The organism is Bauldia sp. (assembly GCA_037200845.1).
Classification (GTDB): domain Bacteria; phylum Pseudomonadota; class Alphaproteobacteria; order Rhizobiales; family Kaistiaceae; genus DASZQY01.
The window spans coordinates 993,650-1,020,012 of sequence record JBBCGQ010000001.1 but is presented as its reverse complement, the minus strand read 5'-3'; the positions used below and the strand labels follow the sequence as shown (position 1 = coordinate 1,020,012).

Genomic DNA, 26,363 nt, shown 5'->3' with positions numbered 1-26,363 from the left:
CGGGCGCGCTTCACTGACGCGGTCCCAGAGGGCTTCAGCCATTCCCCATAGCCTCTTTGATCAGGTCTTCCGCGGCTTCGCGCAGCACATGCTCGTCGGCATCGCCACCCGCTACCGATTCGCGCCCAATTTGTAGCATGGCGGGCAGCGCAAGAGGAGAAATGCGATCCAGCGGCTTATGCACAATATGTCCGCGGATGCGGGCCAGCATTTCCCCGACGCGGGCGATTTCCAGGAGGCCGGTGGCGGCGTCCTGCCAGGTGGCGCGCATCAGGATGTGGCCGGGCTCATGCTTGCGGAGCACGTCGTAGATCAAGTCAGTCGAGATGGTGACCTGGCGGCCGGTCTTCTCCTTGCCGGGGTGGCGCTTCTCGATCAGGCCAGAGATGAGGGCGGTGTTCCGGAACATGCGCTTCAGCAGGTAGCTGTCGGCCATCCAGTCCTCGAGGTCGTCGCCGAGCATGTCCTCGTCGAACAGGTCGGCGAGCGTCGGGCGGCCGTCCTTGAAGGCGAGCGCGAGATCGCCGAGGCCCCAGATAGCGAGGGAATAATCGGTGGCGACGAAGGCGATCGGCCGGAGGCGCGCGCGTTCCAGGCGGCGCGTCAGCAGCATGCCGAGCGTCTGGTGCGCGAGGCGGCCCTCGAACGGGTAGCAGACCATGTAGTAGCGGGCGCCGCGCGGGAAGGTTTCGACCAGCAGCTCGCCGCGCCTGGGGATGACGGAGCGTTCCTTCTGAATGCGCAGCCAGTCGGCGACCTGATCCGGCAGCTTCTGCCAGCGGGTGTCGTCGGCGAGCAAGGAGCGCACGCCATCGGCGAGGAACGACGTGATCGGGAACTTGCCGCCGGCGTAGATCGGAATCTTCGGCGTATCGTCAGCGGTGCGGGTGGCGATCACCTCGTTCTCGTGGATGCCCTCGAAGCGGAGGATGAGGCCGCCAAACAGGAACGTATCGCCCTGCGACAGCGCCTCGATGAAGCCTTCCTCGATCTTGCCGAGCACGCGCCCTGCCCGGCCGGCAAAGCCGGCACCACGGTTGCGGGCGACGCGGACGTTGAGCAGCGGCGCCTCGATGATGGTGCCGACGTTCAGGCGATACTGCTGGGCGACGCGCGGGTGCGTGATGCGCCAAAGATCGTCCGGGCCTTTGCGGATCTTGGCGAAGCGCTCGTACGTCTTCAGCGCGTAGCCGCCGGTCGCCACGAACTCGACCGCCTGATCGAAGATCTCGCGGGTGAGGTCGCGGTAGGGATAGGCCGACACCACCTCGCGGTAGAGCGCGTCGGCGTGGAACGGCATCGAGCACGCCATGCCGAGGATGTGTTGGGCGAGGACATCGAGGGAGCCGGGCATCATGCGCGGCGTGTCCTGCGCGCCGAGATAGTTGGCCTCCAGCGCGACGCGGCACTCGAGCACCTCGAAGCGATTGGCGGGCACGAGGACCGCCTTCGACGGCTCATCGAGGCGGTGGTTGGCGCGGCCGATGCGCTGCGCCAGCCGCGAGGCGCCCTTCGGCGCGCCGACGTTGATGACCAGATCGACGTCGCCCCAGTCGATGCCTAGATCCAGCGTCGAGGTACAGACGACGGCGCGCAGCTTGCCGGCGACCATGGCGCTCTCGACCTTGCGGCGCTGGCCGGCATCCAGCGATCCGTGATGGAGCGCGATCGGCAGGTCGTCCTTGTTGATCCGCCACAGCGCCTGGAACAACAGCTCGGCCTGGCTGCGCACGTTGACGAACAGCAGCGCCATCTTGTGGCGCTTGATCTGCTCGTACATGTCGGCGACGGCGTAGAGCGACGAGTGGCCGGCCCACGGCACCTCGGTCTCGGATTCGAGGATGGTGATGTCGGGCTTGGCGCCGCCGGTTACAGTGACGAGATCGGAGAGATGGAGAGGAGCCGTCACGGCACGCCCTTTTTTCCCCTCTCCCCTTGTGGGAGAGGGCTTCGTCTCTTGGGGAGCGGCACGCGAGCCTAGAGACGAAGGGTGAGGGGGAGCGGTGCCTAACTGAAGCGCCGTCGCCCCCTCACCCTTCGCCCACAAGGGGAGAGGGGAAACCGCGGCGCCCTGCCCGACCAGCCACGCCCGCAACGCATCGGGGTCCGCCACGGTGGCCGACAGGCCGATCGTCTTGAGGTTGGGCGCCAGCGTGCGTAGCCGCGCGAGGTCGAGCGCGAGGAGGTCGCCGCGCTTCGACGTCACCAGCGCGTGCAGCTCGTCGAGGATGACCGTGTCGAGGTCGGCGAAGAAACGAGCCGCGTCCGGGGCCGAGAGAAGTAGCGCCGCCTGCTCGGGCGTCGTCAGCAGAATATCCGGCGGTTTCAGTTTCTGGCGCTGGCGCTTGGAGACCGATGTATCGCCGGTGCGGGTTTCCATCCGCACCTTGAGGCCGATCTCGGCGACCGGCTGCTCGAGGTTGCGGGCGATGTCGACCGCCAGCGCCTTCAGCGGCGAGATGTAGAGGGTGTGGATGCCGCGGCCCTCGACCCGGGCCGTCGGCGGGCGCTCATAGAGGTCGACCAGGCTGGGCAGGAAGCCGGCCAGGGTCTTGCCGGCGCCGGTCGGGGCGATCAGCAGGGTCGAGCGGCCGGCGCGCGTCTTGGCGAGCAGATCGACCTGATGCGGACGCGGGGTCCAGCCCTTCTTCAGGAACCAGGCGGCAAACGGCTCGGGCAGCAGCTTTTTCGGCTGCTTTATGACAGCGCGCGAAGTCATCTCCAGATCGGTATCCCTCCCCTGCTGACGGAACAAGGCAGGGCCGAATTCGTTGTCGCCTGCAGTCCAGTCCCGATCCATCGCAAGCGGAGATGCGACACATGTTTACGGCGAAGGACTACGACAAGGCCCTGCTCAACCCGGCGGCGATTTTCAAGCAGCCGAAGGAAATTCTGGAGTCCGACTCCATGACGGCGCCGCAGAAGCTCGAGGTGCTGAAGCGTTGGGAAACCGACGCACTGCTCCTTTCGGTGGCGACCGAAGAAAACATGGGCGGTGGCGAACCGTCGCGGATCGAGGAGGTGCGCCATGCCATCGACATGCTCACCCGGCTCGAAGACGTGAAGGAAGCGGCCAACTAGCCGAATTTCGCGTTGCGTCAGCGTATGGCCGTCGCCTCCGGGCGGCGGCCTTTTCTTTTGCCGTGGAGGGAGTACTAGGGCGGCGCTTCTCGCTCCCTGGTCGCCCGCCCTTGCAACCCCGCCATATCGCACTCGCGGTCCTGCTCTCCGTGTTCTGGGGGCTGAATTTCGTCGTCATCTCGGTGGCGCTCACCGACTTTCCGCCGATTTTCCTGGGTGTGGTCCGCTTTGCCATCACGGCGCTGCCGGCGCTCTTCCTGGCGCGGCCGAAGACGCCGATGCGCATTCTCGTCCCGATATCGCTGACGCTGTTCGCCGGGCAGTTCGCGCTGTTCTTCCCGTCGATGGTGCTCGGCATGCCGGCGGGAATCGCCTCGATCCTCATCCAGGTGCAGGCGTTCTTCACCATCGCCATCGCCGCGGCGGTGCTCCGCGAGGTTCCGACGCGGCAGCAGATGGCGGGCGCAGCGGTGGCGCTTGCCGGGCTCGGCGTCGTCGCCTCGACGGCCGGGACCAACGGCATCACCCTCATCGGGTTCACGCTGGCAGTGGCATCCGCCGTCTCGTGGGCAACCGGGAACGTGCTGCTGCGGCAGGCGAGGGTCAACGACATCTTCAACACAATCCCGTGGCTGTCGCTGATCGCGGTCGGGCCGCTGCTGCTTCTGTCGCTGGCGATCGAAGGGCCGGCGCGGATCGCGACCGCCGTGACGCACGCGACCTGGCTGACCGTCGGCGCCGCGGGCTACATCGCGATCGTCTCCACGATCTTCGGCTATTGGGCGTGGGGGCGGCTGCTGCAGCTCTATCCGGCGGCAACGGTGGCGCCGTTCTCGCTGCTGGTGCCGGTTTCCGGCACGATCTCGGCGGCGCTCATCCTGCACGAGGCCTTCGGCCCGGCGCGGCTGGCGGGCATGGCGCTGATCCTCGCCGGCCTTGCGGTGCTGGTCATCCGCCGGCGGCGGCCTAAATTGGGCTGATGCGACCCGAGGAACTGCTGCTGCCTACGCCCGAGGGGCTCTACTGCCCGCCCGGCAAGTTTCATATCGATCCGACGGTGCCGGTCGATCGCGCGCTGATCACGCACGGCCATTCCGACCATGCGCGCGCCGGCCACGGCGCGGTGCTTGCCACGGCCGAGACGCTGAAAATCATGGCGGCGCGCTATGGCGAGGATTTCGCCGGCACGACGGAGGCGGTGAAGCTCGGGCATACCATGACAATCGGCGGTGCGCGGGTGACGTTCCATCCGGCCGGGCATGTCCTGGGCTCGGCGCAGATCGCGGTCGAGGCCAAAGGTCTGCGCATCGTGGCGTCCGGCGACTACAAGCGGCGCCCCGACCCGACCTGCCTGCCGTTCGTGCCGGTGCCGTGCGACATCTTCATCACCGAGGCGACGTTCGGGTTGCCGGTGTTCCGTCACCCGCCGGCCGAGGCGGAGATCGCGAAGCTCATCGCATCCGTCGGGCAATTTCCGGAGCGGGCGCATCTCGTCGGCGCCTATTCCCTCGGCAAGGCGCAGCGCGTCATCCGCATGCTGCGCGACGCCGGCTACGACAAGACGATCTACCTGCACGGCTCGATGGAGAAGCTTTGCCGGCTCTACGAGGCTGAGGGGATCGCGCTCGGTCCCCTCGCCCACGCCACGGTCTCGACCGGCGCCAAGGGCGACTTCGCCGGCGCGATCGTGATCTGCCCGCCGTCGGAAATTGCCGAGCGCTGGGCGCGGCGGTTCCCCGATCCGGTGGCGTGCTTCGCGTCCGGCTGGATGCGCATACGCCAGCGCGCCAAGGTCGCCGGCGTCGAGCTGCCGCTCATCATCTCCGACCACGCCGACTGGGACGAGTTGACCGCGACCATCGCCGAGATCGCGCCATCGGAAGTGTGGGTGACGCACGGGCGCGAGGAGGCGCTCGTGCGCTGGTGTTCGCTCACAGGAATCCCCGCCAGGCCCCTGCACCTCGTCGGCTACGAGGACGAGGAGGAGTAGTCAGTCAGGAACGCGGCGGCGGGCGCACGCCCGTCTCGACCGGGATATCCTGATCGATCATCGCGTTCTCGATCGCCTTTTCCAGCGGGTCGGCCGGCTTCTCTTTCTTCGGGTCCGGCGTGACCGGCTTCTTGCGCAGATTGTTTTCGCTGGTTTGCATGGCCTTGCTCCGCATTCGGTTGCCGAACTCAACCCGGCGCGGGGCGTAAAAGTTCCAGCGGCGGGCGTTGCGAACAAAGCGTGAATGATATCTGCTGCCCCTTGGCTAAGGGATTGATTCGCCTTGGGGTCTGCCGCCTATCTCGACCGCCTGAACCCGGACCAGCGCCGCGCCGTCGAGCATGGCGCCGGGCCGCTGCTGGTCATAGCCGGCGCCGGGTCGGGCAAGACCAACACGCTGGCGCATCGGGTCGCCCATCTCATAGTGCAGGGCGCCGATCCGCGGCGCATCCTGCTGATGACGTTTTCGCGCCGCGCGGCGAGCGAGATGGCGCGGCGGGTCGAGCGGATCGCCGGCCAGGCACTCGGCATCGATGCGGCCGCGGCGGCGCTCGACTGGTCGGGCACGTTCCATGGCATCGGGGCGCGGCTGCTCCGCGAATACGCGCCGCACGTCGGGCTCGATGCGGCGTTCACGATCCACGACCGCGAAGATTCCGGCGACCTCATGAATCTCGCGCGGCACGAGCTCGGCTTCTCGCACATGGAGAAGCGGTTTCCGACCAAGGGCACGTGCCTCGCCATCTACTCGCGCGCCGTCAACGAGCAGGCGGAGCTCCGCGCCGTGCTGATGCGTGCGTTCCCGTGGTGCATCGCGTGGGTCGAGGAATTGACGACGCTGTTCAAGGCGTACGTCGAGGCGAAGCAGACGCAGAGCGTGCTCGATTACGACGACCTGCTGCTCTACTGGGCGGCGATGCTGGAAGAGCGCGTCATCGCCGAGGACATCGCGGCGCGCTTCGACCACGTGCTGGTCGACGAATACCAGGACACCAATCGCCTGCAGGCGTCGATCCTGATGGCGCTGAAGCCGGACGGGCGAGGCCTGGCAGTGGTCGGCGACGACGCGCAGTCGATCTATTCGTTCCGCGCCGCGACGGTGCGCAACATTCTCGATTTTCCGAAGGCGTTCGCGCCGGAAGCTCAAATCGTGACGCTGGCGCAGAACTATCGCTCGTCGGGCGCGATCCTTGCCGCGTCCAACGCCGTTATCGGGCTCGCCGAGGAACGCTACACCAAGGACCTGTGGACCGATCGCGGTGCCGGCGAGAAGCCGGCGATCGTAGTGGTCGCCGACGAAGGCGCGCAGGCGCGCTACGTCGCCGACCGCGTGCTGGCGGAGCGCGAGGCCGGCAGCGCGCTGAAGGCGCAGGCGGTGCTCTTCCGCGCCTCGCACCACAGCGGGCCGCTGGAGATCGAGCTGACGCGGCGGAACATTCCGTTCGTCAAATACGGCGGCCTGAAATTTCTCGATGCGGCGCACGTCAAGGACGTGCTGGCCGTCCTGCGCTTTGCCGAAAACCCGCGCGACCGGGTGGCGGCGTTCCGCGTGCTGCAGTTACTGCCGGGCGTCGGTCCTGCGACGGCGGGCGATTTTCTGAACCGGCTTGGCGACACGACTTCGCCGGCTGAGGTCTTCGCTGCCTACCAGCCGCCGGCGCGGGCGGCGGACGACTGGCCGGCGTTCGCCGCTCTCGCGGCGGGTCTGCGCGGCCGGCAGGCGGACTGGCCGACCGATCTCCAGCGCGTGCGCATCTGGTACGAGCCGCACCTGGAGCGGATGCACGAAGATGCCGTGATCCGGCGCAACGATCTCCTGCAGCTCGAGCAGATCGCCGCCGGCTATCCGTCGCGCGAGCGGTTCCTGACCGAGCTGACGCTCGATCCGCCGGATGCGACCGGCACGCAGGCGGCGCCGCCGCTGGTCGATGAGGATTACCTGATCCTGTCGACCATCCATTCGGCCAAGGGGCAGGAGTGGAAGTCGGTGTATGTGCTGAACACGGTCGATGGCTGCATTCCGTCCGACCTCGCCGCCGAGACGACGGCGGAGCTGGAGGAGGAGCGGCGGCTGCTTTACGTGGCGATGACGCGGGCGAAAGATTCGCTGTCGCTGATCGTGCCGCACCGGTTCTACGTGACGCAGCAATCGCGCGGCGGCGACCGGCACATGTACGCGCAGCGGACGCGCTTCATCCCGGAACAGATCCTCGACCGGTTCGAGCCGCGGCTGTGGCCGCCGGCGGTGCCCGGCGAGGCGGCGCGACGTACGCTGCCGCCGGTCGATCTCGGCGCGCGGATGCGCAAGCGCTGGGGCTAGGCGCGCTTTTCCGGCGGCCTTTCCAGCGCTTGGGCGACGAAATACGCGGCGATCGCCAGCACGACGTAGATCGGGATCATCACCTGCGCGGCATGAAGCCCGGCGTGATCTGCAAACGTGCCGAGCAAGGGCGGGCTGAGCAGGATTGCGAGACCCGGCGCGACGATGGCGCGCGCCGAAGCGCGGTCGCTGGCCTCGCCCGCCGTGTTCATGGCGAAGCCGAGGATAAGCGCGAACAGGTTGGCCGTGCCGAGGCCGATGACGAACAGCCCGGCGATCGCCACCGCCGGCCACTCGGCGCCACCCCAATACGCGGCAAATCCAACCAGCACCGTTACCATCGCGCCGAAGAACAGCGTGCGCGTCGAATAGATGCGGAACAACCGGACGCCGACGGTACGGCCGATGAGCATCGCCGCAAAGAAAGCGCCCGCGCCGGCGGCCGCGGCCGGCGTCGACAGGCCAACGACCTTGGCGAGGTAGCTCGGCGCCCAGAGCAGGCCGGCGAATTCCAGTGCGACGGCAAACGCCAGCATCGTGAAGTAGGCCCAGTAGGCTGCCGGCAGCTTGCCGGAGATGGCCTCGCGGGTGCGCCGGGCCGGCGGCACCGGCACATTGATGAAGCCGAGAACGATCGCCACGCCGACGGCGGTGCCGAGCAGCATCGAGACCCGCCAGTCCCAGCCCAGCCATGTCGCCGAGGCGACGACGAGCGGGCCGACGATGGCGAAGACGTAGCAGAGCGCGTTGGACTCGGCGTAGGCGATGTCGCGACGCGGGCCGTGCAGATCGAACAGGATCGCCGAGACCATCGCCGGGATGAAGGCACTGAACAGACCGATGACGAGGCAGGCGCCGACGCTTTGCCAAGCGGCGCCTGCGAGGCAAAGCAACAGCGCACCGAGCGCGGCGCCGAGGACGCCGACGGCGAGGACATTGGTGCGGCCAAGGCGCCGCACGATGCGCTCGCCACCGAAGCCGGCGACGAAGGCTCCGACCGCGATCGCCGAGGAATGCAGGCTGACTTCGCCGTAGGTCAACCCGAGGTCGGCCTTAAGGAAAGGCAGAATGTTACCCTGCGAGGTCACCAGATAGGTCTGGTAGGCGAGCGACAGGTACGCGTACCAGGTGACGCGATCGCGCGTCAGACCGACGTTGGCCGCGGCAACCTCCGAAATTGCGTTCATTCGCCATGGTCCGCGTGGGGAACGTCGGCACGCTATACGGGTTTCCCCAGGGCCGCGCCACGCCTAAGTATGGGCCTCGATGCAAGCTTTTGCCGCCCTCCTCGACCGGCTGGTGCTAACCCCGCAGCGGAACGCCAAGCTCCGCCTGATGGTCGATTATTTCCGCGTGACGCCCGACCCCGATCGCGGCTATGCGCTGGCCGCGCTGACCTCGGAACTCGACATCCCGAGCGTCAAGCCGGCGATGCTGCGTGCGCTGGTCGAGGGCCGCGTCGACGGCGTGCTGTTCGCCTACTCCTACGACTACGTCGGCGACCTTGCCGAGACGATCTCGCTGATCTGGCCGGCGCGGCACGGCGCCAACCGCGCGCCGGAACTCCGCGAGGTGGTCGAGCGGCTGCAGGCGGCGTCGCGGAGCGAGGGGCCGAAGCTGGTCGAGCAGTGGCTCGATGCGCTCGATGCCACGGCGCGCTGGGCGCTGATCAAGCTGGTCGTCGGCGGTCTGCGCATCGGCGTGTCGGCGCGGCTGGCGAAGCAGGCGCTCGCCGATCTCGGCGGCAAGCAGATCAACGAGATCGAGGAAGTCTGGCACGGCGTGGCGCCGCCGTATGTGGAACTCTTCGCGTGGCTTGAGGGAAAAGGCGCGCGGCCGGAGTCGACGGTGAAGGCGCCGTTCCGTCCGGTGATGCTGTCGCACGCCATCTCGGACGACGAGCTTCTCAGGATCACGCCCGATACTTACGCGGCGGAATGGAAGTGGGATGGCATCCGCGTGCAGGCCGTCAACGACGCCGGCACCAAGCGGCTCTACACGCGCACCGGCGACGACATCTCGCACACGTTCCCGGATCTCGTCGATGGGCTGGATGTGGAGGGCGCGATTGACGGCGAGCTGCTGATCGGCGCGTATGGCGACGCCGGATTTGCCCTCGGCTCCTTTGCCGACCTGCAGCAACGGCTGAACCGGAAGACGACCTCGGCGAAGCTGATGGAGTCGCACCCGGCGTTCCTGCGCGCCTACGACTGCCTGATCGACGGGACGGAAGACGTGCGTCCCCTCGCCTTCCGTGAGCGGCGGGCGCGGCTGGAGAAACTGGTGGGGCGGTCGCTGGCCAAGCGCATCGACCTGTCTCCGCTGCTCGCCTACGCCAACGGCGAGGAGCTCGCGGCGCTGCGCGGCGCGCCGCCCGACGCCGTCATCGAAGGCGTGATGCTGAAGCGATGGGACTCGGTCTACGAGCCCGGGCGGCCGAAGGGCCCGTGGTTCAAGTGGAAGCGCGATCCGCACATCGTCGATGCGGTCCTGATGTACGCGCAGCGCGGGCACGGCAAGCGCTCGTCGTATTATTCCGACTACACCTTCGGCGTCTGGCATCCGGGCGAAGGCGGCAGCGACGAACTGGTGCCGGTCGGCAAGGCGTATTTCGGATTCACCGACGAAGAGCTGGTCGAGATCGACAAGTTCGTGCGCAACAACACGATCAACCGCTTCGGGCCGGTGCGCGAGGTCGTGCACGAGGCGACGAAGGGACTGGTGCTCGAGGTCGCGTTCGAGGGGCTGGCGCGATCCGGCCGGCATAGGTCGGGCATCGCGATGCGCTTCCCGCGGATCGCGCGGCTGAGGTGGGACAAGCCGCCGTCGGAGGCGGACCGGCTGGAGACGCTGGTGAAGCTGATCCGGGAATAGTGCTTGGGCGTCTCCTCCCCTCAATGTCATCCCCCGGCTTGACCGGGGGACCTCTCCCCCACGCTCAGGGGATGAAAGTGGTCCTCCGGTCGGCGCTGCGCGCCGCCGAAAGATGACAAAAAGAAAAAGGCGCCGAGGTCAACCGCCAGTGAAGCCCACGACGCTCTCTGGGCTGGCAGGACTGAACGCCCGAAAATGCTTCGACAGCTTCAGGCCCTGCGCCTGATAGTTCGAGCCGAGGTCGTCGCCGTAGAGTTTCTTCGGCCGCTCGGTGAGCCGCTCGTATACGAGGCGGCCGACGACTTGCCCGTCCTCGAGGATGAACGGCACCTCGTGGCTGCGCACTTCCAGCACTGCCTTGCTCCCTGCCCCGCCGGCGGCGGAGTGGCCGAAGCCCGGATCGAAGAAGCCAGCGTAGTGGACGCGAAACTCGCCGACCAGCGGATCGAACGGCACCATCTCGGCGGCGTAGTCGGGCGGCACGTGCACGGCCTCGCGCGACACCAGGATGTAGAACTGATCGGGATCGAGGATCAGTTCGCGGCTCCTGTGGCGCGCGATCGGCTCCCAGAACTCGGCGGGGTCGTTCACGGCGCGCTTGTCGACGTCGATCACCGCCGTGTGGCGCTTGGCGCGGTAGCCGACGATGCCGTCGGTGCCGCTCAAGTCGATCGTGACGGTGATGCCGTTCGATATGGTCGGGCCGCCGGCGACCAGCGTCTCCTTCTGGTGCAGGATCAGCAGCGCGGCATCGTCGAGGCGGGCCTCGCCGCGGCGGAAGCGCATCTGCGACAGGCGCGAGCCAGCGCGTACCAGCACCGGGAAGGTGCGCGGGCTGACCTCGAGATAGAGCGGACCGCGGTATCCGGCCGGGATGGTGTCGAACTCGCGCGCCTGGTCGGTGATGACACGGGTGAAGACATCCAGGCGGCCGGTGGAGGATTTCGGATTGGCGGCGGCGGCGATCTCCGCCGGCAGCGCCAGCGCCTCCATCAGCGGCACGATGTAGACGCAGCCGACCTCCAGCACCGCGCCTTCGGCGAGGCTGAATTCGTGCAGCTTCACGGTCTCCAGGCGATCGGCAACGGTCCGCCTCGGCCCGGGCAGGAAGCTGGCGCGAACGCGATAGGCCTTTTCTCCCAGGCGGAGATCGAGGCTCGCGGGCTGGACCTGGTCGGCGTCGGGCTCGCGCGGCGCGCGGATCGCGCCGGTTGCGAAAAGTGCACGGATCGCCTCGCCCGGAAGGATGCCTGTCGCCTCAGCCATGGCGGCAGCGTTAAACCATGGGGCGATTGACGCCAAGTTCGGATGTGCCTATGACCACAGCCATTCCGTGGTCATTTGAGCCGGCCGGCTTGCAGCCACGTTAAAGAAATCGCTAAAGAGGCCGGAAGGGATGACACCCGACCCGGCCGAAGGCCGGGTTTTTTGTTGGGAACCATCCGATGGCCAAGACGCCGAAGAAAAAGACTCTCCGCCCCGCGACGCAACTCGTCCACGGCGGCATCCTGCGCTCGCAGTTCGGCGAGAATTCCGAGGCGCTGTTCCTGACGCAGGGCTACGTCTACGACAGCGCCGAGCAGGCAGCGGCGCGCTTCAAGGGCGACGAGCCCGGCTTCATCTATTCGCGCTACAACAACCCGACGCTGGCGATGTTCGAGGAGCGCATGCGGCTGCTCGAGGGCGCCGGTGCGGCACGCGCCACGGCGAGCGGCATGGCGGCGGTCACCGCGGTGTTCCTGTCGTCGCTGAAATCGGGCGACCACGTCGTCGCGGCGCGGGCGCTGTTCGGCTCGTGTCTCTACGTCGTGCAGGATCTCCTGCCGCGCTACGGCATCACGTCGACGCTGGTCGACGGCTCGGACCTCGCGGCGTGGAAGAAGGCGGCGAATAAGAACACGAAGCTGTTCTTCCTCGAAAGCCCGACCAATCCGACGCTGGAGGTCTACGACATCGCGGCGATCGCCGAGATCGCGCACAAGGCCGGCGCCAGGCTGGTCGTCGACAACGTGTTCGCGACGCCGATCCTGCAGCAGCCGCTGCAACTCGGCGCCGACATCGTCGTCTATTCGGCGACCAAGCACATCGACGGCGGCGGCCGGGTGCTCGGCGGCATCATTCTCGCGGATGAGGCGTTCATCGCCGACAACGTGCACACGTTCCTCAGGCAGACCGGGCCGTCGCTGTCGCCGTTCAACGCGTGGGTGCTGCTCAAGGGGCTGGAGACGCTGGCCGTGCGGGTCGAGCGGCAGACGGCGACCGCCGCGAAACTTGCCGACGTGCTCGCCGCGCATCCGAAGGTGACGCGTGTGCTCTACCCCGGCCGCAAGGATCACCCGCACTACGCGCTGGCCAAGCGCCAGATGAAGGGCGGCTCGACGTTGATCGCGTTCGAGGTCAAGGGCGGGCAGAAGGGCGCGTTCAAGGTCGCCAATGCGCTGCAGGTGACGCGCATCTCGAACAACCTGGGCGATGCCAAAAGCCTGATCACGCATCCATCCACGACAACGCACCAGCGGCTCAGCGAGGAGGTGCGCCTCGGCCTCGGCATCACGCAGGGAATGTTGCGGCTTTCCGTCGGTCTCGAGGATGCCGACGACCTCGCCGAGGATCTGACGCAGGCGCTCGACCGGCTGAAATGATTGACGGGATTCGCGCCCGCCCATAAACAAACGTCATGTATCGCGAGACCACGCGTGCCATCCAGGTGACCGTCGAGCCGAGCTTCGTCGAGGGGGAATCCTCGCCGGAGGAAGGCCACTATTTCTGGGCCTACAAGATCGAGATTCAGAACCTCGGTCCGGAGGTGGTGCGGTTGCGCTCGCGGCACTGGCGGATCACCGACGCCAACGGCAAGATCGAGGAAGTGCGCGGGCCGGGCGTCGTCGGCAAGCAGCCGGTGCTGAAGCCCGGCGAGACGTTCGCCTACACCAGCGGCTGTCCGCTCACGACGCCGTCGGGGATCATGGTCGGCACCTACCAGATGCAGGCGGAGAACGGCGAGCTGTTCTCGATCGCGATTCCGGCGTTCTCGCTCGACCTGCCCGACGCGCCGCGGACGATGAACTGACCGGCGCGCGATGTCGCCGGAACACGCGCGCTTCCTCGCCGAATTCGGCATCGGTCCCGACGACCTGATCGGCGAAGGCGGGGAATCCTTCGTCTATGCGCTGGGCGCGGACGCGGTGCTGCGCCTGCCGAAGCATCCGAATTTCGACGGCCAGAGCCGCGAGCGGCTGCAGGTGTTCCTGGAGCACATCGCCGGACGCATGCCGTTCGCGACGCCGGAGATTCTGGAGATAGGGCACGACGAGGCGTGGACCGTGGAGCGGCGACTGCCCGGCCGCTCGATGCTGGAGATTCTGCGCACCATCGACGACGACCGGCGCGACCGCGCGTTCCGCAACTATGTCGCGGCGATGGATGGCTTTAGCGCCATCCGGCTCGATGCGTTTCCCTACGGACACCTGCTCGCCAAGGCGCCGGTGACGGCCGACGACTGGCGGACGTTCCTGTGGGAGTCGCTGATCGGGTTCCGCACGAAGAACCGTGTCGCCATCGCGCATGAGGCCGGCGATCCGTATGCGCTGTTCGAGGTCGCCGCGGAGATGATCGCGGCGCTGCCGACATGGCCAAGCAAGGTGCTGGTGCACGGCGACTACTTCCCCGGCAACGTGCTGCTCGACGATAATCTCAACGTCTCGGCGGTGCTCGACTTCGGCGCCTACACGACATGCGGCGACCCGACGCTCGATCTGGCGGTGTCGTACCTGACGCTGGAACTGATCGAGGAATGCACGGCGGACGACGCGCGCTTCGTCCGCGACCTGATCGTGGAGCGGCACGGGGAGGAGATCATGCCGGCGCTGCGTTTCTATCGCGCGTATCTCGCCTTCTCGATGGCCGACCCGGCGAACACGGCGCCGCCCTACCCCAAGCTTTATGGGTGGGCGACGGCGATGTTGAAGTTGTTGGCGGCGGACAAGTTGCCGACGTAACCCGGCCGAGAGACATCCCCTCCCGCAAGGGGAGGGCTCAGGTGGAGTTTGTTGGAGCGTGGTGTTTCCGCGCGACGAACCCTGCCCTTGCGGGAGGGTCAAAACGCCGGAGGCGTTTTGGGGAGGGGTGTCTCTCAGCCAAACTCGGCCGGATCGAACCCATACTTCGTGCCGCAGAATTCGCACGTCACCGAGATGGCGCCGTCTTCGGTGCTCTCGCTGATCTCGTCGGCGCTGAAGGTCGCGAGCACGCCGCTGATCTTTTCGCGCGAGCAGGAACATTCGTCGCGCACCTGCATCGGCGTGAAGACCCGGACGCCGCGTTCGTTGAACAGGCGGTAGAGCAGGCTCTCGACCGGCACGGCAGGGTCGGTCAGCTCGTCGTCCTGGATGGTTTCGGCGAGCGAGCGCGCCTCGACCCAGGCGTCGTCTTCGTCGGAGCTATCCACGCCGCGTCCCTCGGGCGCGTCGCCGCCGGGCAGGTCGCGCTGGCGCATGCGCTCGGGCGCGTCGGGCAGGAATTGCACGATCAGCCCGCCGGCGCGCCAGGAGTGGCGCATGACGCCGCCCTCGCGCGACTGCAACTCAGCCACGGCGAGGCGGACGCGCGTCGGGATCTGCTCCGACTGGCGGAAATAGGTGTGCGCGACTTCCTCGAGGCTTTCGCCTTCCAGCGGCACGACGCCCTGGTAGCGGCTGTCGGACGGGCCCTGGTCGATGGTCATCGCCAGCGTGCCGTTGCCGAGCAGCGCGCCCGGCGTTACGGCGCCCGAGGCTTCAGCGGCGGCGACGTCTTCCTTGTTGAAACGGGCATACGCGCGGATGGCGCCCGAGGTGCGGTAGTCGACGACCAGCATATCGACCGGGCCGGAGGTCTCGGTCTGCAGCGTGAAGCGGCCGTCGATCTTGAGCGAGGAGCCGAGCAGGACGGCGAGCACGATCGCCTCGGCCAGCAGGCGCGACACCGGCGCGGGATAGTCATGGCGCGCGATGATGGCGTCGAGTTCGGGGCCCATCTGGATGGCGCGGCCGCGCACGTCCAATGCCTCGACCACGAACGGGCGGACGGCGTCGTCGCCGGCGGGGCTCAGCAGGTCGTCTGACTCAAACGCAACGCTCATGCCTTGCCCTCCAGCGCCCAGAGCAGGATCGCCTTCTGCGCGTGCAGGCGGTTTTCGGCCTCGTCGAAGACGACCGACTGCGGGCCGTCGATGACGTCGGCGGTGACTTCCTCGCCGCGGTGGGCGGGCAGGCAGTGCATGAAGATCGCGTCCGGCTTGGCGCGGCCCATCAGCCGCGCGTTCACCTGATAGGGCATCAGCATGTTGTGGCGGCGCTCGGCCTCGGCGTCGCCCATCGAGACGAACGTGTCGGTGACGACGCAATCGGCACCGGACGCCGCGGTTTCGGCGTTGGTGCCGAGCGCGATGTCGCCGCCGTTGTCCTTCGCCCACGCGATCAGCCGCGTGGCGGGCGCCAATTCCGGCGGCGTCGCGATGCGCAGCGGGAAGCCGAGCTTGGCGGCGGCGTGGACCCACGAGGTCAGCACATTATTGCCGTCGCCGACCCAAGCGATCGTCTTGCCCGCGATCGGGCCCTTGTGCTCCTCGAAGGTCATGACGTCGGCCATGATCTGGCAGGGATGCGACAGACGGGTCAGGCCGTTGATCACCGGCACAGTCGCGTTGTCGGCGAGCTCGCGCACCATGCCGTGGTCGAGGGCGCGGATCATGATGGCGTCGACGTAGCGCGACAGAACCTTGGCGGTGTCGGACGGAGTCTCGCCGCGGCCGATCTGCATCTCGCTACCCGACAGCACGATGGTCTCGCCGCCGAGGTCGCGCATGGCGACGTCGAAGGAGACGCGCGTGCGGGTCGATTGCTTGTCGAAGATCATCGCCAGCGTCTTGCCGGCGAACGGCTTCGGGGCGGCGGCCGTGCGGCGCGTCGCCTTCAGCTTCACCGCGTCGGCGAGAATGCCGCGGAGCGTCGCCGCGTCGAAGTCGGCGATGTCGAGGAAGTGGCGAGGCATCGCGTCACCTACCCCGCCTTCGCGACGGGCTGGGCACGCGCGACGGCTGTCAGCGCAGTCTCGAGGCGGGCGATCGCCTCGTCGATCTCGGCATTGGTGACGATCAGCGGCGGCAGCAGGCGGACGACGTTCTCGCCGGCGGGCGCGCCGAGGATGCCGGCATCGCGCATCGCGGCGACGACATCGGCGACCGGCGCGACACAGCGCAGGCCGGACAGCAGGCCCTCGCCGCGAACCTCGGCGACGACGCCGGGGTGGGAGTCGACGAGGCCGGCAAGCCGCTGCTTCATGTAGATGCCAACGTCGCGGACGTGCTCGAGGAAGGCTTCGTCGGCGACGACGTCGATCAGCGCCTTGCCGACCGCCATCGCCAGCGGGTTGCCGCCGAAGGTCGAGTTGTGCATGCCAGGCGTCATGCCCTTGGCGGCCTCGGCCGTCGCGAGGCAGGCGCCCAGCGGGAAGCCGCCGCCGATGCCCTTGGCCACCGTCATGACGTCCGGCTCGATGCCCGACCATTGGTACGCGAACAGTTTTCCCGTGCGGCCGACGCCCGACTGCACCTCGTCGTAGACCAGCAGCAGGCCGTGCTTCTCGCACAGCTCGCGGAGCTCGCGCAGGAACGCCGTCGGGACGAGGCGGACACCGCCTTCGCCCTGGATCGGCTCGATCATGATCGCGGCCGTTGCCGGCGTGATCGCGGCGGCGACGGCCTTGATGTCGCCGAACGGAACCTGGTCGAAGCCATCCGGCATCGGCGCCATGCCTTCGGAATACTTAGCGCTGCCCGTGGCGCTGAGCGCGGCCAGCGTGCGACCGTGGAAGGCGCCGGCGAAGGTAATGATCCGGTTCTTCTCGGGATGGCCGCTCACGAAATGATAGCGGCGCACGGTCTTGATGGCGCACTCGACCGCCTCGGCGCCGGAGTTGCCGAAGAAGACCTTGTCGGCGAACGTCAGCGCCACGAGCCTGGCGGCGAGCGCCTCCTGCTCGGGGATCTGGTAGAGATTGGAAACGTGCCAGAGCTTGCCGGCCTGGTCGGTCAGCGCCTTGACCAGCACCGGATGGGCGTGGCCCAGCGCGTTGACCGCGATGCCGGAGGAGAAATCCAGCAAACGGCGGCCGTCGGTGGTCTCCAGCCAGGCGCCCTCACCGCGCGCGAAGGCAACCGGGGCGCGCGCGAAGACGCCGTAAAGCGGAGAGTTTTCCGGGGCTTTGTCGGTTGCTTTGTCGGTTACTGGGGCCATGACGTGCGGTTCCAAAAGGCAAAAGTGCCGCCCGCTTGTCAGCCACGGGCAGCACCTCTATCGCGCGTATATCGGCGTCCGGCCCTTGCCTGTCAACGGTTCCGGGCGGTTTCAGCCGCCCTTGTCGCGCTCGGCGACGGCCTTGGCAGCGGCGCCGTCCGCGTTGCCGGAAAGCCGGAGGCCGAATGCCTCGACCAGCGTCTTACCAACGACCAGCAGTGCCAGCGTGGCGATGCTGCCGCCGGTGAGCATGGCCAGCCAGCCGCCGAAGATGATCGCGACCTGCATCACGACGATGCGGGTGTAGAGGCCGGTGAGCACGTCGCGGTCGGCCTCCGGGTCGGGTTCACCCAATATCAGTGGGCGGAGCGTGTACCAGCCGCGTACGACGAAAAGGATGCCCAAGGGGAGCCAGAGGCCGGTGCCCAGCACGATCTGCGACACGAACTCGGCCGGTCCGTGGATGCTCGCCGCCCAGACGCCGGCGAAGAGCGACCAGAGGAAGAGGAAGTGCACCGTCATGAAGATGCCGGCGTGGACCGTGAGGAAGAGCGCCGCGCCAATGCCGCTGACCGGCTGGGTCGCGCCGACCTTGGCGGTGGCCGCATCGCGTTCAGGCCGCGGCATGATGAGGACGCGGACCATCGTCCAGAAGCAGATGACCGCCGTCTCCAGCCAGTAGAGTATGAGCAGGACGAAGACGTCCCAGCCCCAGAAGACGACGCCGGCGAGCGGCACCAGGTTGGCGACGATCAGGATCAGCGTCGACAGCGGCATCCGGCTTCAGCCTCCCTCCCCCCGACACATTCCGCGCCGCAGCGGGAAGTTTCACCCGTCTTCTCCCATCACGAACAGTGACAGTGCAATACCGCGCGCGAGGGTCACAGCAAGGCTCTGAACGATATCAATGCGTTGCGACTCGGTCGTTGCCGGCGCTGCCTGAAGTGCAGGCAGCACTTGGGGAAAACGGACTCATTTGCCGAGGTGTGTCCCACCGACTCTTGTCAGTGAGTCAAACGCCAGTGTAGCTTCCGCCGCATAGTTTTGGTGCGGCGGAATCCCTTAAGCGTCCCTGTATAGCGCGTAGCGTCGTCCTGAGGAGCGGACGGCGAGCGAGGATGGATTCGGATTCTGGCCGCGTGGCAACAGGGATGCGGCCCACATGAGCTGGACTGACGAACGGGTCGAGTTGCTCAAGAAACTCTGGAGCGAAGGTCTGAGCGCAAGCCAGATCGCCGGGCAGCTTGGCGGGGTTACCCGCAATGCCGTGATCGGCAAGGTGCATCGCCTGTCGCTGTCGGGCCGCGCCAAGCCGGTGTCGAGCAGCCCGCGCCCGCGGAAGGTCCGCAGCGCCTCGCCGCATCGGCCCGCGGCGCGACACTACATCTCCGGCAACACGGCGCTGAAGACGCACGCCTCGCCGGCGCCGCGCCGCCTGCCCGCGCCGGTGCCGATCGAGGACATCGTCGTCCCGATCCCGCTCAACATTTCGCTGCTGCAGCTCACCGACACGGTGTGCAAGTGGCCGAACGGCGACCCGGGCAACGAGAATTTCGGCTTCTGCGGCCACCCGAACTGGAACTCGCTGCCGTACTGCGAGTACCACAGCCGCGTGGCGTACCAGCCGGCCGACCGGCGGCGCGATCGGCGGGATTCGTACGGGACGTAGGTCGCGCGGGCAGCGTTCGCGGAGGCACGCGCGAACGGCGTTGTGGAGCATGCGCGGACGGAGCTTGCTGAGGCACACCCCTCCCCAAAACCGCTTTGCGGTTTTGGCCCTCCCGCAAGGGGAGGGCTCAAGCGGAGTTTGGTCGAACTCGGTGTTCCAGCGAGGATGAACCCTCCCCTTGCGGGAGGGTCAAACCGCCGAAGGCGGTTTGGGGAGGGGTGTCTTTCCTCCTCACCGCCCTCGTCCCCGCGAGGGCGGGGCCCAGTACACGCAGATATCCAGATTGGTCGCCTTCCGTGCCTCGCACGCGGCAACGATGGCTACTGGATCCCCGCCTTCGCGGGGATGACAACAGTGCGCGGTTAGCCGCTTACGCCGACTGCGCTGCGGCAAAATTTTCGTCGAAGGAGTAGCCCGAGCCCCGCACGGTGCGGATGGGGTCGCGGCCGCGGCCGAGCGCGCGGCGCAGGCGGCCGACGTGCACGTCGACCGTGCGCTCGTCGACGAAGACGTCCCTGCCCCACACGGCATCAAGAAGCTGGGCGCGGGAGAACACGCGGCCGGGGCTCTGCATGAAAAATTCGAGCAGGCGGAACTCGGTCGGGCCGAGGTGCAGCTCGCGGCCGGAGCGGCGGATGCGGTGGGTGTCGCGGTCCAATTCGATGTCGCCGGCCTTGAGGACCGTCGCGACCAGCTCGGGGCGAGACCGGCGCAGGATGGCGCGGACGCGGGCCATCAGCTCGGGCAGCGAGAATGGCTTGACGACATAGTCGTCGGCGCCGGTGGCGAGGCCGCGCACGCGCTCGGTCTCCTCGCCGCGAGCGGTCAGCATGATGATCGGCAACGCCTTGGTCGCCTCGCGCTGGCGCAGACGCCGGCAAAGCTCGATGCCCGAGATGCCGGGCAGCATCCAGTCGAGCAGCAGGAGGTCGGGGACGCTTTCGCGCAGCCGCGTCTCGGCGTCGTCGCCGCGCTCGACGCTGTCGACGACGTACCCCTCGGCCTCGAGATTGTAGCGGAGCATCAAGGAGAGCGCCTCCTCGTCCTCCACGATCATCACCTTTGGGGTCATAGGCACTCCGCCTAGTTCGCCTTGTACGGCACGGAGGTCAACGACGAGGTGTCCTGCTTCGGCCGGGCCTCGGTCAGCGTCTGTCCGGTGATCAGGTAGTGCAGGTTCTCGGCGATGTTGGTGGCGTGGTCGCCGATACGCTCGATGTTCTTGGCGCAGAAGAGAAGGTGGGTGCAGAACGTGATGTTGCGCGGATCTTCCATCATGTAAGTGAGCAGCTCGCGGAAGAGCGAGGTGTACATCGCGTCGATCTCGTTATCGCGCTCCCACACGTTGCGGGCAGCGGCGAGATCGCGGCTGGCGAAGGCGTCGAGGATTTCCTTGAGCTGGGTGAGGCTCAGCTCGGCCATGTGCTCGACGCCGGCGACCAGGCGCTGCGAGCCGAAGTTCGACTCGATGGCGATGACGCGCTTGGCGGTGTTCTTGGCGAGGTCGCCGACGCGCTCGAGGTCGTTGGCGATGTGGATCGCGGCCATGATCTCGCGGAGGTCGCGGGCCATCGGCTGGCGCCGCGCGATCAGCGATACCGCGCCTTCCTCGATCTCGCGCTGCAGCCGGTCGATGCGCTCGTCCGAGGCGATGACGCGCTGCGCCTTGTCGATGTCGCGCAGGACGAGGGCGCTGACGGCATCGGCAACGTTCTGCTCGGCCAGGCCGCCCATCTCGGCGATCTTCTGCGCCAGGCCGTTAAGCTCGTCGTCGAAGGAAGTGACGATATGTTCCGACATCGCTCTGGTGCTTTCCTAGCGGCTCAGCCGAAGCGGCCGGTGATGTAGTCCTGGGTACGACGGTCGCTCGGGGCGGTGAAGATCTTGTCCGTCTCGTCGAACTCGACCAGCTCGCCGAGGTACATGAACGCGGTCTTGTCGGAAACGCGGGCCGCCTGCTGCATGTTGTGGGTGACGATGACGATCGTGTAGTCGGTCTTCAGTTCGTCGATCAGCTCCTCGATCTTGGAGGTCGAGATCGGGTCGAGCGCCGAGCACGGCTCGTCGAGCAGCACGACGTCGGGCTTCGCCGCGATGGTGCGGGCGATGCACAGGCGCTGCTGCTGGCCGCCGGAGAGCGAAAGGCCGTTGGCGCCGAGCTTGTCCTTGACCTCGGTCCACAGGGCCGCCTTGCTCAGCGCCGCCTCGACGCGATCCTGCAGCTCAGCGCGCGAGACGCGCTCGTAGAGCTGGATGCCGAAGGCGATGTTGTCGAAAATCGTCATCGGGAACGGCGTCGGCTTCTGGAACACCATGCCGACCTTGGCGCGGAGCAGGTTCAGGTCCTGGCCCGGATTGAGGATGTTCTGGCCGTCGAGCAGCACCTCGCCCTCGGCGCGCTGGCGCGGGTAGAGGTCGTACATGCGGTTGAGGACGCGAAGCAGCGTGGACTTGCCGCAGCCGGACGGGCCGATGAACGCCGTCACCTTGCGATCGTCCAAAGCCAGGCTGACACCCTTCAGGGCGAGCGAGTCGCCGTAGAAGAAACGCAGGTCCTTGATCGTGATCTTGGGCATGCCGGCGGCGGCCATCGCGGCGGGCGCGGTGCCGGTGGCGCTCGTGTAGGCGGCGTTGGTCATTTCGACGCTCCAATGTTCGACAGGAGGCGCGCCACGATGTTGAGCGTGAGCACGGCAAAGGTGACAATCAGTGCGCCGGTCCAGGCGAGCTGCTGCCAGTCGGGGTAGGCCGAGAGGGCGAACCGGTAAATGGTCACCGGCAGGTTGGCGATCGGCTCGTTCGGGTTAAGGCTCCAGAACTGGTTCGACAGCACGGTGAAGAGCAGCGGGGCCGTCTCGCCGGTGATGCGGGCGATGGCGAGCAGGACGCCGGTGACGATGCCGGACAGAGCCGAGCGGTAGGCGATCGAGACGATCATCTTCCAGCGCGGGGCGCCGAGCGCGGCGGTCGCCTCGCGCAGCGTGTTCGGGACAAGCGCCAGCATGTCCTCGGTGGTGCGCACGACGACCGGGATCACCAGCATGGCGAGCGCGATGCCGCCGGCCCAGCCCGAGAAGTGGCCGGTCGGCACGACGACGATCTGATAGACGAACAGGCCGACGACGATCGACGGCGCCGAGAGCAGGATGTCGTTGATGAAGCGGACGACCGAGGTGATCGGCGAGTAGCGGCCGTATTCGGCCATGAAGGTGCCGGCGAGGATGCCGATCGGCGTGCCGATGACGACGCCCATCGCCGTCAGGATCAGGCTGCCGACGATGGCGTTGGCGAGGCCGCCGACGCTGCCCGGCGGCGGCGTGCTGAGCGTGAACACGTTGAGCGAAAGGCCGCCGACGCCATTCCAGATCAGCGTCGCCAGGATGAGCACCAGCCAGATCGCCCCAAAGGCCGTCGCCGCGGCCGACAGGATCATCGCGACCTGACCGCCGATCCGGCGACGGTTGTAGATGGCCATCGATCTCATGTGCCGGACTTCTTCTCGAGGCGCATCAGCATGATGCGCGAGATCGCCAGCACGACGAAGGTGATGACGAACAGGATGAGGCCGAGGGTGATCAGCGACGAGGTGTAAAGCGTGCCGGTCGCTTCGTTGAACTCGTTGGCGATGGTCGCCGAGATGGTCGTGCCGGGCGCCAGGATCGAGGCGGAGATGCGGTGGGCGTTGCCGATGACGAAGGTGATCGCCATCGTCTCGCCGAGCGCGCGGCCGAGGCCGAGCATGACGCCGCCGATGATGCCGGTGCGCGTATACGGGATGACGACCTTGCGGATGACTTCCCAGGTCGTGCAGCCGAGGCCGAAGGCGGCCTCCTTGACGACCGGCGGGACGGTGAGGAACACGTCGCGCGTGATCGCGGTGATGAAGGGCAGCACCATGATCGCGAGGATCAGGCCGGCGGTGAACACGCCGATACCGTAGGGCGGGCCGCCGAAGACCATGTTGAGGCCGGGCACGTTGCCGAAGACGTCGATCAGGAAAGGCTGCAGCGTCTTCTGCAGGAACGGGGCGAACACGAACAGGCCCCAGATGCCGTAGATGATCGACGGGATGCCGGCGAGGAGTTCGATGGCGGTGCCGATCGGGCGGCGCAGCGCATGCGGGCAGAGCTCGGTGAGGAAGATCGCGATGCCGAGGCTCACGGGCACGCCGATCAGCATGGCGATGAACGCCGTGACGAGCGTGCCGTAGATCGGCGCGATGGCGCCGAACTTCTCGGTGACCGGGTTCCACGATTGGGTGGTGAGGAAATCGAAACCGAAGGTGCTGATCGCAGGGATCGAGCCGACCACCAGGGAAATGATCACACCGCTGAGGAGCAGGAGGACCGTGAGGGCCGCGACGAAGGTCGCGGCGCGGAAGATGCTGTCGCCGAGGGCGAACCGGCGCAGGGCAGAACCGCGGTCCTGCGCAGCCATGCTCATTTCGGTGGAGCCTCTCAATGCCGCCTCAGTCATTCCGCGCTCCGAAACTTCCTAGCCGATGCGGCACACATAAGGGAGAAGCTGAAACGCCCCCTCCACAAGGGAGGGGGCGCAAACAGTACAGTTTCAGGGATTACGAGCCGGCGTAGACCGGCTTGCCATCCTTGTCGAGGATGTCGGACTTCCACATCGCCTTGATGTCGTTGACGATTGCATCCGGGATCGGGATGAAGATCAGATCCTCGGCGAGCTTGTCGCCCTTGTCGTAGCCCCAAGCGAAGAACTTGAGAGCCTCGGCAGTGGCAGCGGCATCGTCCGGCTTCTTGTAGACGAGGATGAAGGTCGCGGCAGTCATCGGCCAGGTCTCGGCGCCCGGCTGGTTGGTGATGACCACGCCGTAGCCCGGCTGGCTCTTCCAGTCAGCGCCGGCAGCGGCAGCGGCGAAGGCAGCGGCGGTCGGAGCGACCGTCTTGCCGTCCTTGTTGACCATCTTGGTGTAGGTCAGCGTGTTGGCCGTGGCGTAGGCGTATTCGACGTAGCCGATCGAGCCCGCGGTCTGCGAGACGTTGGCGGCAATGCCGTCGTTGCCCTTGGCGCCGATGCCGACCGGCCACTCAACGGCCGAGTTCGCACCAACACCCGACTTCCAATCAGCACTGACGTCCGACAGGTAGGTCGTGAAGTTGAACGAGGTGCCCGACCCATCCGAGCGGTGGACGACGGCGATCGCCGTCGACGGGAGCTTGACGCCCGCGTTGAGCGCGACAATCGCCGGATCGTCCCACTTGGTGATCTTGCCCTGGAAGATGTCGGCGAGCGTCTTGCCGTCGAGTACGAGGTCGCCCGGCTTGATGCCTTCGAGGTTGACGATCGGCACGATGCCGCCGATCACGGTCGGGAACTGGGCGAGGCCGAACTTGTCGAGCTCCGCGCCGCTCAGCGGCGTGTCGGTGGCGCCGAAGGTCACGGTCTTGGCTTCGATCTGCTTGATGCCGGCGCCCGAGCCGACAGACTGGTAGTTCACGCTGTTGCCGGTCTCGGCCTTGTAGGCTTCAGCCCACTTCGAATAGACCGGGTTCGGGAAGGTCGCACCGGCGCCCGAGATATCGGCGGCGCTGGCGGCAGAAACGGAAAGCACGGCGGCAAAGCCGGCAGCAATGGCGAGGTTTGTAAATTTCACCTGGCCTCTCCCTGTTTTGGGGGTTTCGGAAACGTTGTCGCGCCGAACTGCGTGCGGAACTTCGCCCGCGGTCGTCGAACGACGCGGGGCGGACCCTAGGTTCGATGGATGATTGTCCTATGACGCTCGTGCGACAGTTCTAAGACACCCTAAGTGTCTCATCTATCTCACTAATTTTCGCGACATTAGAAAAGCGGGCGGACGTGGGCTGAGGGAACGTGACGGCGAACGTCGCCCCCTCCCCGAGCCGGCTGACGACGGTCAGACGAGCTAAGTGCCGGGCTAGAATATGCTTTACGATCGCGAGGCCGAGGCCGGTGCCGCGGTGGCGGCGGCTGTCCTCGACGTCGACGCGATAGAAGCGTTCGGTCAGCCGCGGGATGTGCTCGGACGGGATGCCGGGACCGAAATCGCGGATCGCGACCGACGGTCCGGCCGTGCCGGAACCCGGCGCAATCGTCACCTGCACGCGCTTGCCGGACTGGCCGTACTTGGCGGCGTTCTCGATCAGGTTTTCGAAGACCTGGGTGAGTTCGTCGCGGTCGCCGGTGACCTCGACCGGGTCCGGCGGCGCCTCGGTCTCGATGGTGACGCCGAGATCGCGGGCGAGCGGCTCGAGCGAGTCGACGACGTGGTTGACCACCGTGACGATGTCGATGCGGCCGGAGGGGCGGACGTGCGCCTTCATCTCGATGCGCGACAGCGACAGGAGATCGTTGACCAGGCGGCTCATGCGCTCGGCCTGCTCGCGCATGATGCCGAGGAAGCGCTCGCGCGCGGCCGGGTCGTCACGCGCCGGTCCCTGCAGCGTCTCGACAAAGCCGGCGAGGGAGGCGAGCGGGGTGCGCAGCTCGTGGCTGGCGTTGGCGACGAAATCGACGCGGACGCGATCGGCGTTCTTGCGCTCGCTCATGTCGTCAACGAGCAGCACGATCAGGTCGCCGGCGCCGAGCGGGGCGAACCACGCCGCGAACCAGCGCTCGGTCGGCACGCGCTCGGAGAACTCGACGCGCTCGGGCGCTCCGCCCTTGGCGACACGATCGAAGGCGGCGACGAGATCGGGCACGCGCAGGCGGAAGGTCAGCGCCTCGCCGACATTGATCGCGAACGCGGCGGCGGCGCGCTCGTTGGCGTAGCGGACGATGCCGCGGCGATCGAGGACGAAACACGGATCGGGCAGCGAGTCGGCGAAGAAGCGCACGCCGCCATCGAGCGACACGACGGGAACCGGCGGCGCCGCGATCGCCTTGATATCGTCTACCGGCGTGCGCGGCACGAAGGCGATGGCCGCGGCGACCACCGCGACGATGGCGACGCCGACAAGAGCGGAAACCGAGCCGGCGAGCGCCAGCAATGCCACGGCGGCGGCTGTGACCGCGATCACCCAACGCCCCTCGACCAGTCGCGCACCAAAGCGGGCGGCTGTAGTCTCGGGATAGGTGCCGGTAGTGGCCATTTCCTGCGGCTTCCCTCGCGGCGAAACGTCGCCGAACCGTGCCTCCGATTTGCCGCCGTGCCGTCGGAAACACTTA

Annotated in this window: 24 protein-coding genes and 1 riboswitch; of the genes, 9 read left to right on the top strand and 15 right to left on the bottom strand. The window is 67.2% G+C overall.

Features of this window, described 5'->3' with window-relative positions:
- Positions 1-34 precede the first annotated feature (34 nt).
- Positions 35-2,719, bottom strand: coding sequence for a ligase-associated DNA damage response DEXH box helicase (locus WDM94_04925; protein MEJ0011971.1), 2,685 nt, complete (start codon positions 2,717-2,719; stop codon positions 35-37).
- A 101-nt stretch (positions 2,720-2,820) separates the two neighbouring features.
- Between WDM94_04925 and WDM94_04920 the strand changes: the two genes are divergently transcribed.
- The 3 genes from WDM94_04920 to WDM94_04910 all read left to right on the top strand — a co-directional run bounded on the left by WDM94_04920 (position 2,821) and on the right by WDM94_04910 (position 5,071).
- Positions 2,821-3,081 (top strand): hypothetical protein, encoded by a 261-nt coding sequence (locus WDM94_04920; GenBank protein ID MEJ0011970.1) that lies wholly within the window; start codon positions 2,821-2,823, stop codon positions 3,079-3,081.
- Positions 3,082-3,191: 110 nt separating this feature from the next.
- Positions 3,192-4,061 carry an EamA family transporter gene (locus tag WDM94_04915; GenBank protein ID MEJ0011969.1) on the top strand — a complete coding sequence of 290 codons (870 nt, stop codon included), beginning with the start codon at positions 3,192-3,194 and terminating at the stop codon, positions 4,059-4,061.
- The gene (locus tag WDM94_04910) at positions 4,061-5,071 is read left to right on the top strand and encodes a ligase-associated DNA damage response exonuclease (protein ID MEJ0011968.1); all 1,011 of its coding nucleotides are present in this window, start codon (positions 4,061-4,063) and stop codon (positions 5,069-5,071) included. The genes WDM94_04915 and WDM94_04910 overlap by 1 nt, the downstream gene beginning before the upstream one ends.
- A gap of 4 nt (positions 5,072-5,075) precedes the next feature.
- Here the strand turns inward: WDM94_04910 and WDM94_04905 are convergent, their stop codons facing one another.
- The gene (locus WDM94_04905) at positions 5,076-5,231 is read right to left on the bottom strand and encodes a hypothetical protein (GenBank protein MEJ0011967.1); all 156 of its coding nucleotides are present in this window, start codon (positions 5,229-5,231) and stop codon (positions 5,076-5,078) included.
- A 123-nt stretch (positions 5,232-5,354) separates the two neighbouring features.
- On the opposite strand from WDM94_04905, the gene WDM94_04900 reads away from it, so the two are divergent.
- Positions 5,355-7,391: an ATP-dependent helicase gene (locus tag WDM94_04900; protein ID MEJ0011966.1), complete on the top strand. Its 2,037-nt coding sequence runs from the start codon at positions 5,355-5,357 to the stop codon at positions 7,389-7,391.
- Here WDM94_04900 and WDM94_04895 read toward each other — a convergent pair.
- Complete coding sequence (locus tag WDM94_04895) at positions 7,388-8,578, bottom strand: MFS transporter (GenBank protein MEJ0011965.1); 1,191 nt, start codon at positions 8,576-8,578, stop codon at positions 7,388-7,390. The genes WDM94_04900 and WDM94_04895 overlap by 4 nt on opposite strands.
- A gap of 79 nt (positions 8,579-8,657) precedes the next feature.
- On the opposite strand from WDM94_04895, the gene WDM94_04890 reads away from it, so the two are divergent.
- Positions 8,658-10,265, top strand: a complete 1,608-nt coding sequence (locus WDM94_04890; protein MEJ0011964.1) for a cisplatin damage response ATP-dependent DNA ligase — start codon at positions 8,658-8,660, stop codon at positions 10,263-10,265.
- A 138-nt stretch (positions 10,266-10,403) separates the two neighbouring features.
- On the opposite strand, the gene WDM94_04885 is transcribed toward WDM94_04890, so the two are convergent.
- On the bottom strand, positions 10,404-11,531 hold the full coding sequence (locus WDM94_04885) for a 2'-deoxycytidine 5'-triphosphate deaminase (GenBank protein ID MEJ0011963.1): 1,128 nt from the start codon (positions 11,529-11,531) through the stop codon (positions 10,404-10,406).
- A 57-nt stretch (positions 11,532-11,588) separates the two neighbouring features.
- Positions 11,589-11,668, top strand: a riboswitch (SAM riboswitch).
- A gap of 42 nt (positions 11,669-11,710) precedes the next feature.
- On the opposite strand from WDM94_04885, the gene WDM94_04880 reads away from it, so the two are divergent.
- Genes WDM94_04880 through WDM94_04870 form a run of 3 tightly spaced genes read left to right on the top strand, consistent with a single transcriptional unit; the run spans position 11,711 to position 14,263 of the window.
- A complete protein-coding gene (locus tag WDM94_04880; GenBank protein MEJ0011962.1) occupies positions 11,711-12,907 on the top strand; it encodes an O-succinylhomoserine sulfhydrylase in 1,197 nt (398 codons plus the stop codon).
- Between the two features lie 35 nt (positions 12,908-12,942).
- The gene (gene apaG, locus WDM94_04875) at positions 12,943-13,335 is read left to right on the top strand and encodes a Co2+/Mg2+ efflux protein ApaG (protein ID MEJ0011961.1); all 393 of its coding nucleotides are present in this window, start codon (positions 12,943-12,945) and stop codon (positions 13,333-13,335) included.
- Between the two features lie 10 nt (positions 13,336-13,345).
- The gene (locus tag WDM94_04870; protein ID MEJ0011960.1) at positions 13,346-14,263 is read left to right on the top strand and encodes an aminoglycoside phosphotransferase family protein; all 918 of its coding nucleotides are present in this window, start codon (positions 13,346-13,348) and stop codon (positions 14,261-14,263) included.
- A 134-nt stretch (positions 14,264-14,397) separates the two neighbouring features.
- Here WDM94_04870 and WDM94_04865 read toward each other — a convergent pair whose 3' ends face one another.
- The 4 genes from WDM94_04865 to WDM94_04850 form a co-directional block, all read right to left on the bottom strand.
- Positions 14,398-15,384: an Hsp33 family molecular chaperone gene (locus tag WDM94_04865; protein ID MEJ0011959.1), complete on the bottom strand. Its 987-nt coding sequence runs from the start codon at positions 15,382-15,384 to the stop codon at positions 14,398-14,400.
- Positions 15,381-16,295, bottom strand: coding sequence for an ornithine carbamoyltransferase (argF, locus tag WDM94_04860; GenBank protein ID MEJ0011958.1), 915 nt, complete (start codon positions 16,293-16,295; stop codon positions 15,381-15,383). The genes WDM94_04865 and argF overlap by 4 nt, the downstream gene beginning before the upstream one ends.
- 8 nt (positions 16,296-16,303) lie before the next feature.
- Complete coding sequence (locus WDM94_04855) at positions 16,304-17,539, bottom strand: aspartate aminotransferase family protein (protein ID MEJ0011957.1); 1,236 nt, start codon at positions 17,537-17,539, stop codon at positions 16,304-16,306.
- 111 nt (positions 17,540-17,650) lie between these two features.
- Positions 17,651-18,316, bottom strand: a complete 666-nt coding sequence (locus tag WDM94_04850) for a DUF6498-containing protein (protein MEJ0011956.1) — start codon at positions 18,314-18,316, stop codon at positions 17,651-17,653.
- 385 nt (positions 18,317-18,701) lie between these two features.
- Here WDM94_04850 and WDM94_04845 point away from each other — a divergent pair, with 385 nt between their 5' ends.
- Entirely contained in the window at positions 18,702-19,208 is a 507-nt protein-coding gene (locus WDM94_04845) for a GcrA family cell cycle regulator (protein ID MEJ0011955.1), read from the top strand.
- A gap of 370 nt (positions 19,209-19,578) precedes the next feature.
- Here the strand turns inward: WDM94_04845 and phoB are convergent, their stop codons facing one another.
- From phoB to WDM94_04810, 7 genes are all read right to left on the bottom strand, one after another.
- Positions 19,579-20,280, bottom strand: coding sequence for a phosphate regulon transcriptional regulator PhoB (gene phoB / locus WDM94_04840; GenBank protein MEJ0011954.1), 702 nt, complete (start codon positions 20,278-20,280; stop codon positions 19,579-19,581).
- 11 nt (positions 20,281-20,291) lie between these two features.
- Positions 20,292-21,008 (bottom strand): phosphate signaling complex protein PhoU, encoded by a 717-nt coding sequence (gene phoU, locus WDM94_04835; GenBank protein MEJ0011953.1) that lies wholly within the window; start codon positions 21,006-21,008, stop codon positions 20,292-20,294.
- Between the two features lie 23 nt (positions 21,009-21,031).
- Positions 21,032-21,799: a phosphate ABC transporter ATP-binding protein PstB gene (gene pstB, locus WDM94_04830; protein MEJ0011952.1), complete on the bottom strand. Its 768-nt coding sequence runs from the start codon at positions 21,797-21,799 to the stop codon at positions 21,032-21,034.
- A 44-nt stretch (positions 21,800-21,843) separates the two neighbouring features.
- Positions 21,844-22,683: a phosphate ABC transporter permease PstA gene (pstA, locus tag WDM94_04825; GenBank protein ID MEJ0011951.1), complete on the bottom strand. Its 840-nt coding sequence runs from the start codon at positions 22,681-22,683 to the stop codon at positions 21,844-21,846.
- Positions 22,684-22,688: 5 nt separating this feature from the next.
- Positions 22,689-23,645, bottom strand: coding sequence for a phosphate ABC transporter permease subunit PstC (gene pstC, locus WDM94_04820; GenBank protein ID MEJ0011950.1), 957 nt, complete (start codon positions 23,643-23,645; stop codon positions 22,689-22,691).
- A 139-nt stretch (positions 23,646-23,784) separates the two neighbouring features.
- Positions 23,785-24,831: a phosphate ABC transporter substrate-binding protein PstS gene (pstS, locus tag WDM94_04815; GenBank protein MEJ0011949.1), complete on the bottom strand. Its 1,047-nt coding sequence runs from the start codon at positions 24,829-24,831 to the stop codon at positions 23,785-23,787.
- A 139-nt stretch (positions 24,832-24,970) separates the two neighbouring features.
- Positions 24,971-26,287: an ATP-binding protein gene (locus WDM94_04810; protein MEJ0011948.1), complete on the bottom strand. Its 1,317-nt coding sequence runs from the start codon at positions 26,285-26,287 to the stop codon at positions 24,971-24,973.
- Positions 26,288-26,363 lie beyond the last annotated feature (76 nt).

Bases quoted from the DNA above. Each gene is read 5' to 3' on its own strand.
- WDM94_04910 (MEJ0011968.1), top strand. From the start codon at position 4,061: ATGCGACCCGAGGAACTGCTGCTGCCTACGCCCGAGGGGCTCTACTGC.
- WDM94_04845 (MEJ0011955.1), top strand. From the start codon at position 18,702: ATGAGCTGGACTGACGAACGGGTCGAGTTGCTCAAGAAACTCTGGAGC.
- pstC (MEJ0011950.1), bottom strand. From the start codon at position 23,645: ATGGCTGCGCAGGACCGCGGTTCTGCCCTGCGCCGGTTCGCCCTCGGC.
- WDM94_04850 (MEJ0011956.1), bottom strand. From the start codon at position 18,316: ATGCCGCTGTCGACGCTGATCCTGATCGTCGCCAACCTGGTGCCGCTC.
- pstB (MEJ0011952.1), bottom strand. From the start codon at position 21,799: ATGGCCGCCGCCGGCATGCCCAAGATCACGATCAAGGACCTGCGTTTC.
- WDM94_04855 (MEJ0011957.1), bottom strand. From the start codon at position 17,539: ATGGCCCCAGTAACCGACAAAGCAACCGACAAAGCCCCGGAAAACTCT.
- WDM94_04810 (MEJ0011948.1), bottom strand. From the start codon at position 26,287: ATGGCCACTACCGGCACCTATCCCGAGACTACAGCCGCCCGCTTTGGT.
- WDM94_04905 (MEJ0011967.1), bottom strand. From the start codon at position 5,231: ATGCAAACCAGCGAAAACAATCTGCGCAAGAAGCCGGTCACGCCGGAC.
- phoU (MEJ0011953.1), bottom strand. From the start codon at position 21,008: ATGTCGGAACATATCGTCACTTCCTTCGACGACGAGCTTAACGGCCTG.
- WDM94_04865 (MEJ0011959.1), bottom strand. From the start codon at position 15,384: ATGAGCGTTGCGTTTGAGTCAGACGACCTGCTGAGCCCCGCCGGCGAC.
- WDM94_04870 (MEJ0011960.1), top strand. From the start codon at position 13,346: ATGTCGCCGGAACACGCGCGCTTCCTCGCCGAATTCGGCATCGGTCCC.
- WDM94_04920 (MEJ0011970.1), top strand. From the start codon at position 2,821: ATGTTTACGGCGAAGGACTACGACAAGGCCCTGCTCAACCCGGCGGCG.
- pstA (MEJ0011951.1), bottom strand. From the start codon at position 22,683: ATGGCCATCTACAACCGTCGCCGGATCGGCGGTCAGGTCGCGATGATC.
- WDM94_04890 (MEJ0011964.1), top strand. From the start codon at position 8,658: ATGCAAGCTTTTGCCGCCCTCCTCGACCGGCTGGTGCTAACCCCGCAG.
- WDM94_04880 (MEJ0011962.1), top strand. From the start codon at position 11,711: ATGGCCAAGACGCCGAAGAAAAAGACTCTCCGCCCCGCGACGCAACTC.
- WDM94_04895 (MEJ0011965.1), bottom strand. From the start codon at position 8,578: ATGAACGCAATTTCGGAGGTTGCCGCGGCCAACGTCGGTCTGACGCGC.
- apaG (MEJ0011961.1), top strand. From the start codon at position 12,943: ATGTATCGCGAGACCACGCGTGCCATCCAGGTGACCGTCGAGCCGAGC.
- argF (MEJ0011958.1), bottom strand. From the start codon at position 16,295: ATGCCTCGCCACTTCCTCGACATCGCCGACTTCGACGCGGCGACGCTC.
- WDM94_04925 (MEJ0011971.1), bottom strand. From the start codon at position 2,719: ATGACTTCGCGCGCTGTCATAAAGCAGCCGAAAAAGCTGCTGCCCGAG.
- phoB (MEJ0011954.1), bottom strand. From the start codon at position 20,280: ATGACCCCAAAGGTGATGATCGTGGAGGACGAGGAGGCGCTCTCCTTG.
- WDM94_04885 (MEJ0011963.1), bottom strand. From the start codon at position 11,531: ATGGCTGAGGCGACAGGCATCCTTCCGGGCGAGGCGATCCGTGCACTT.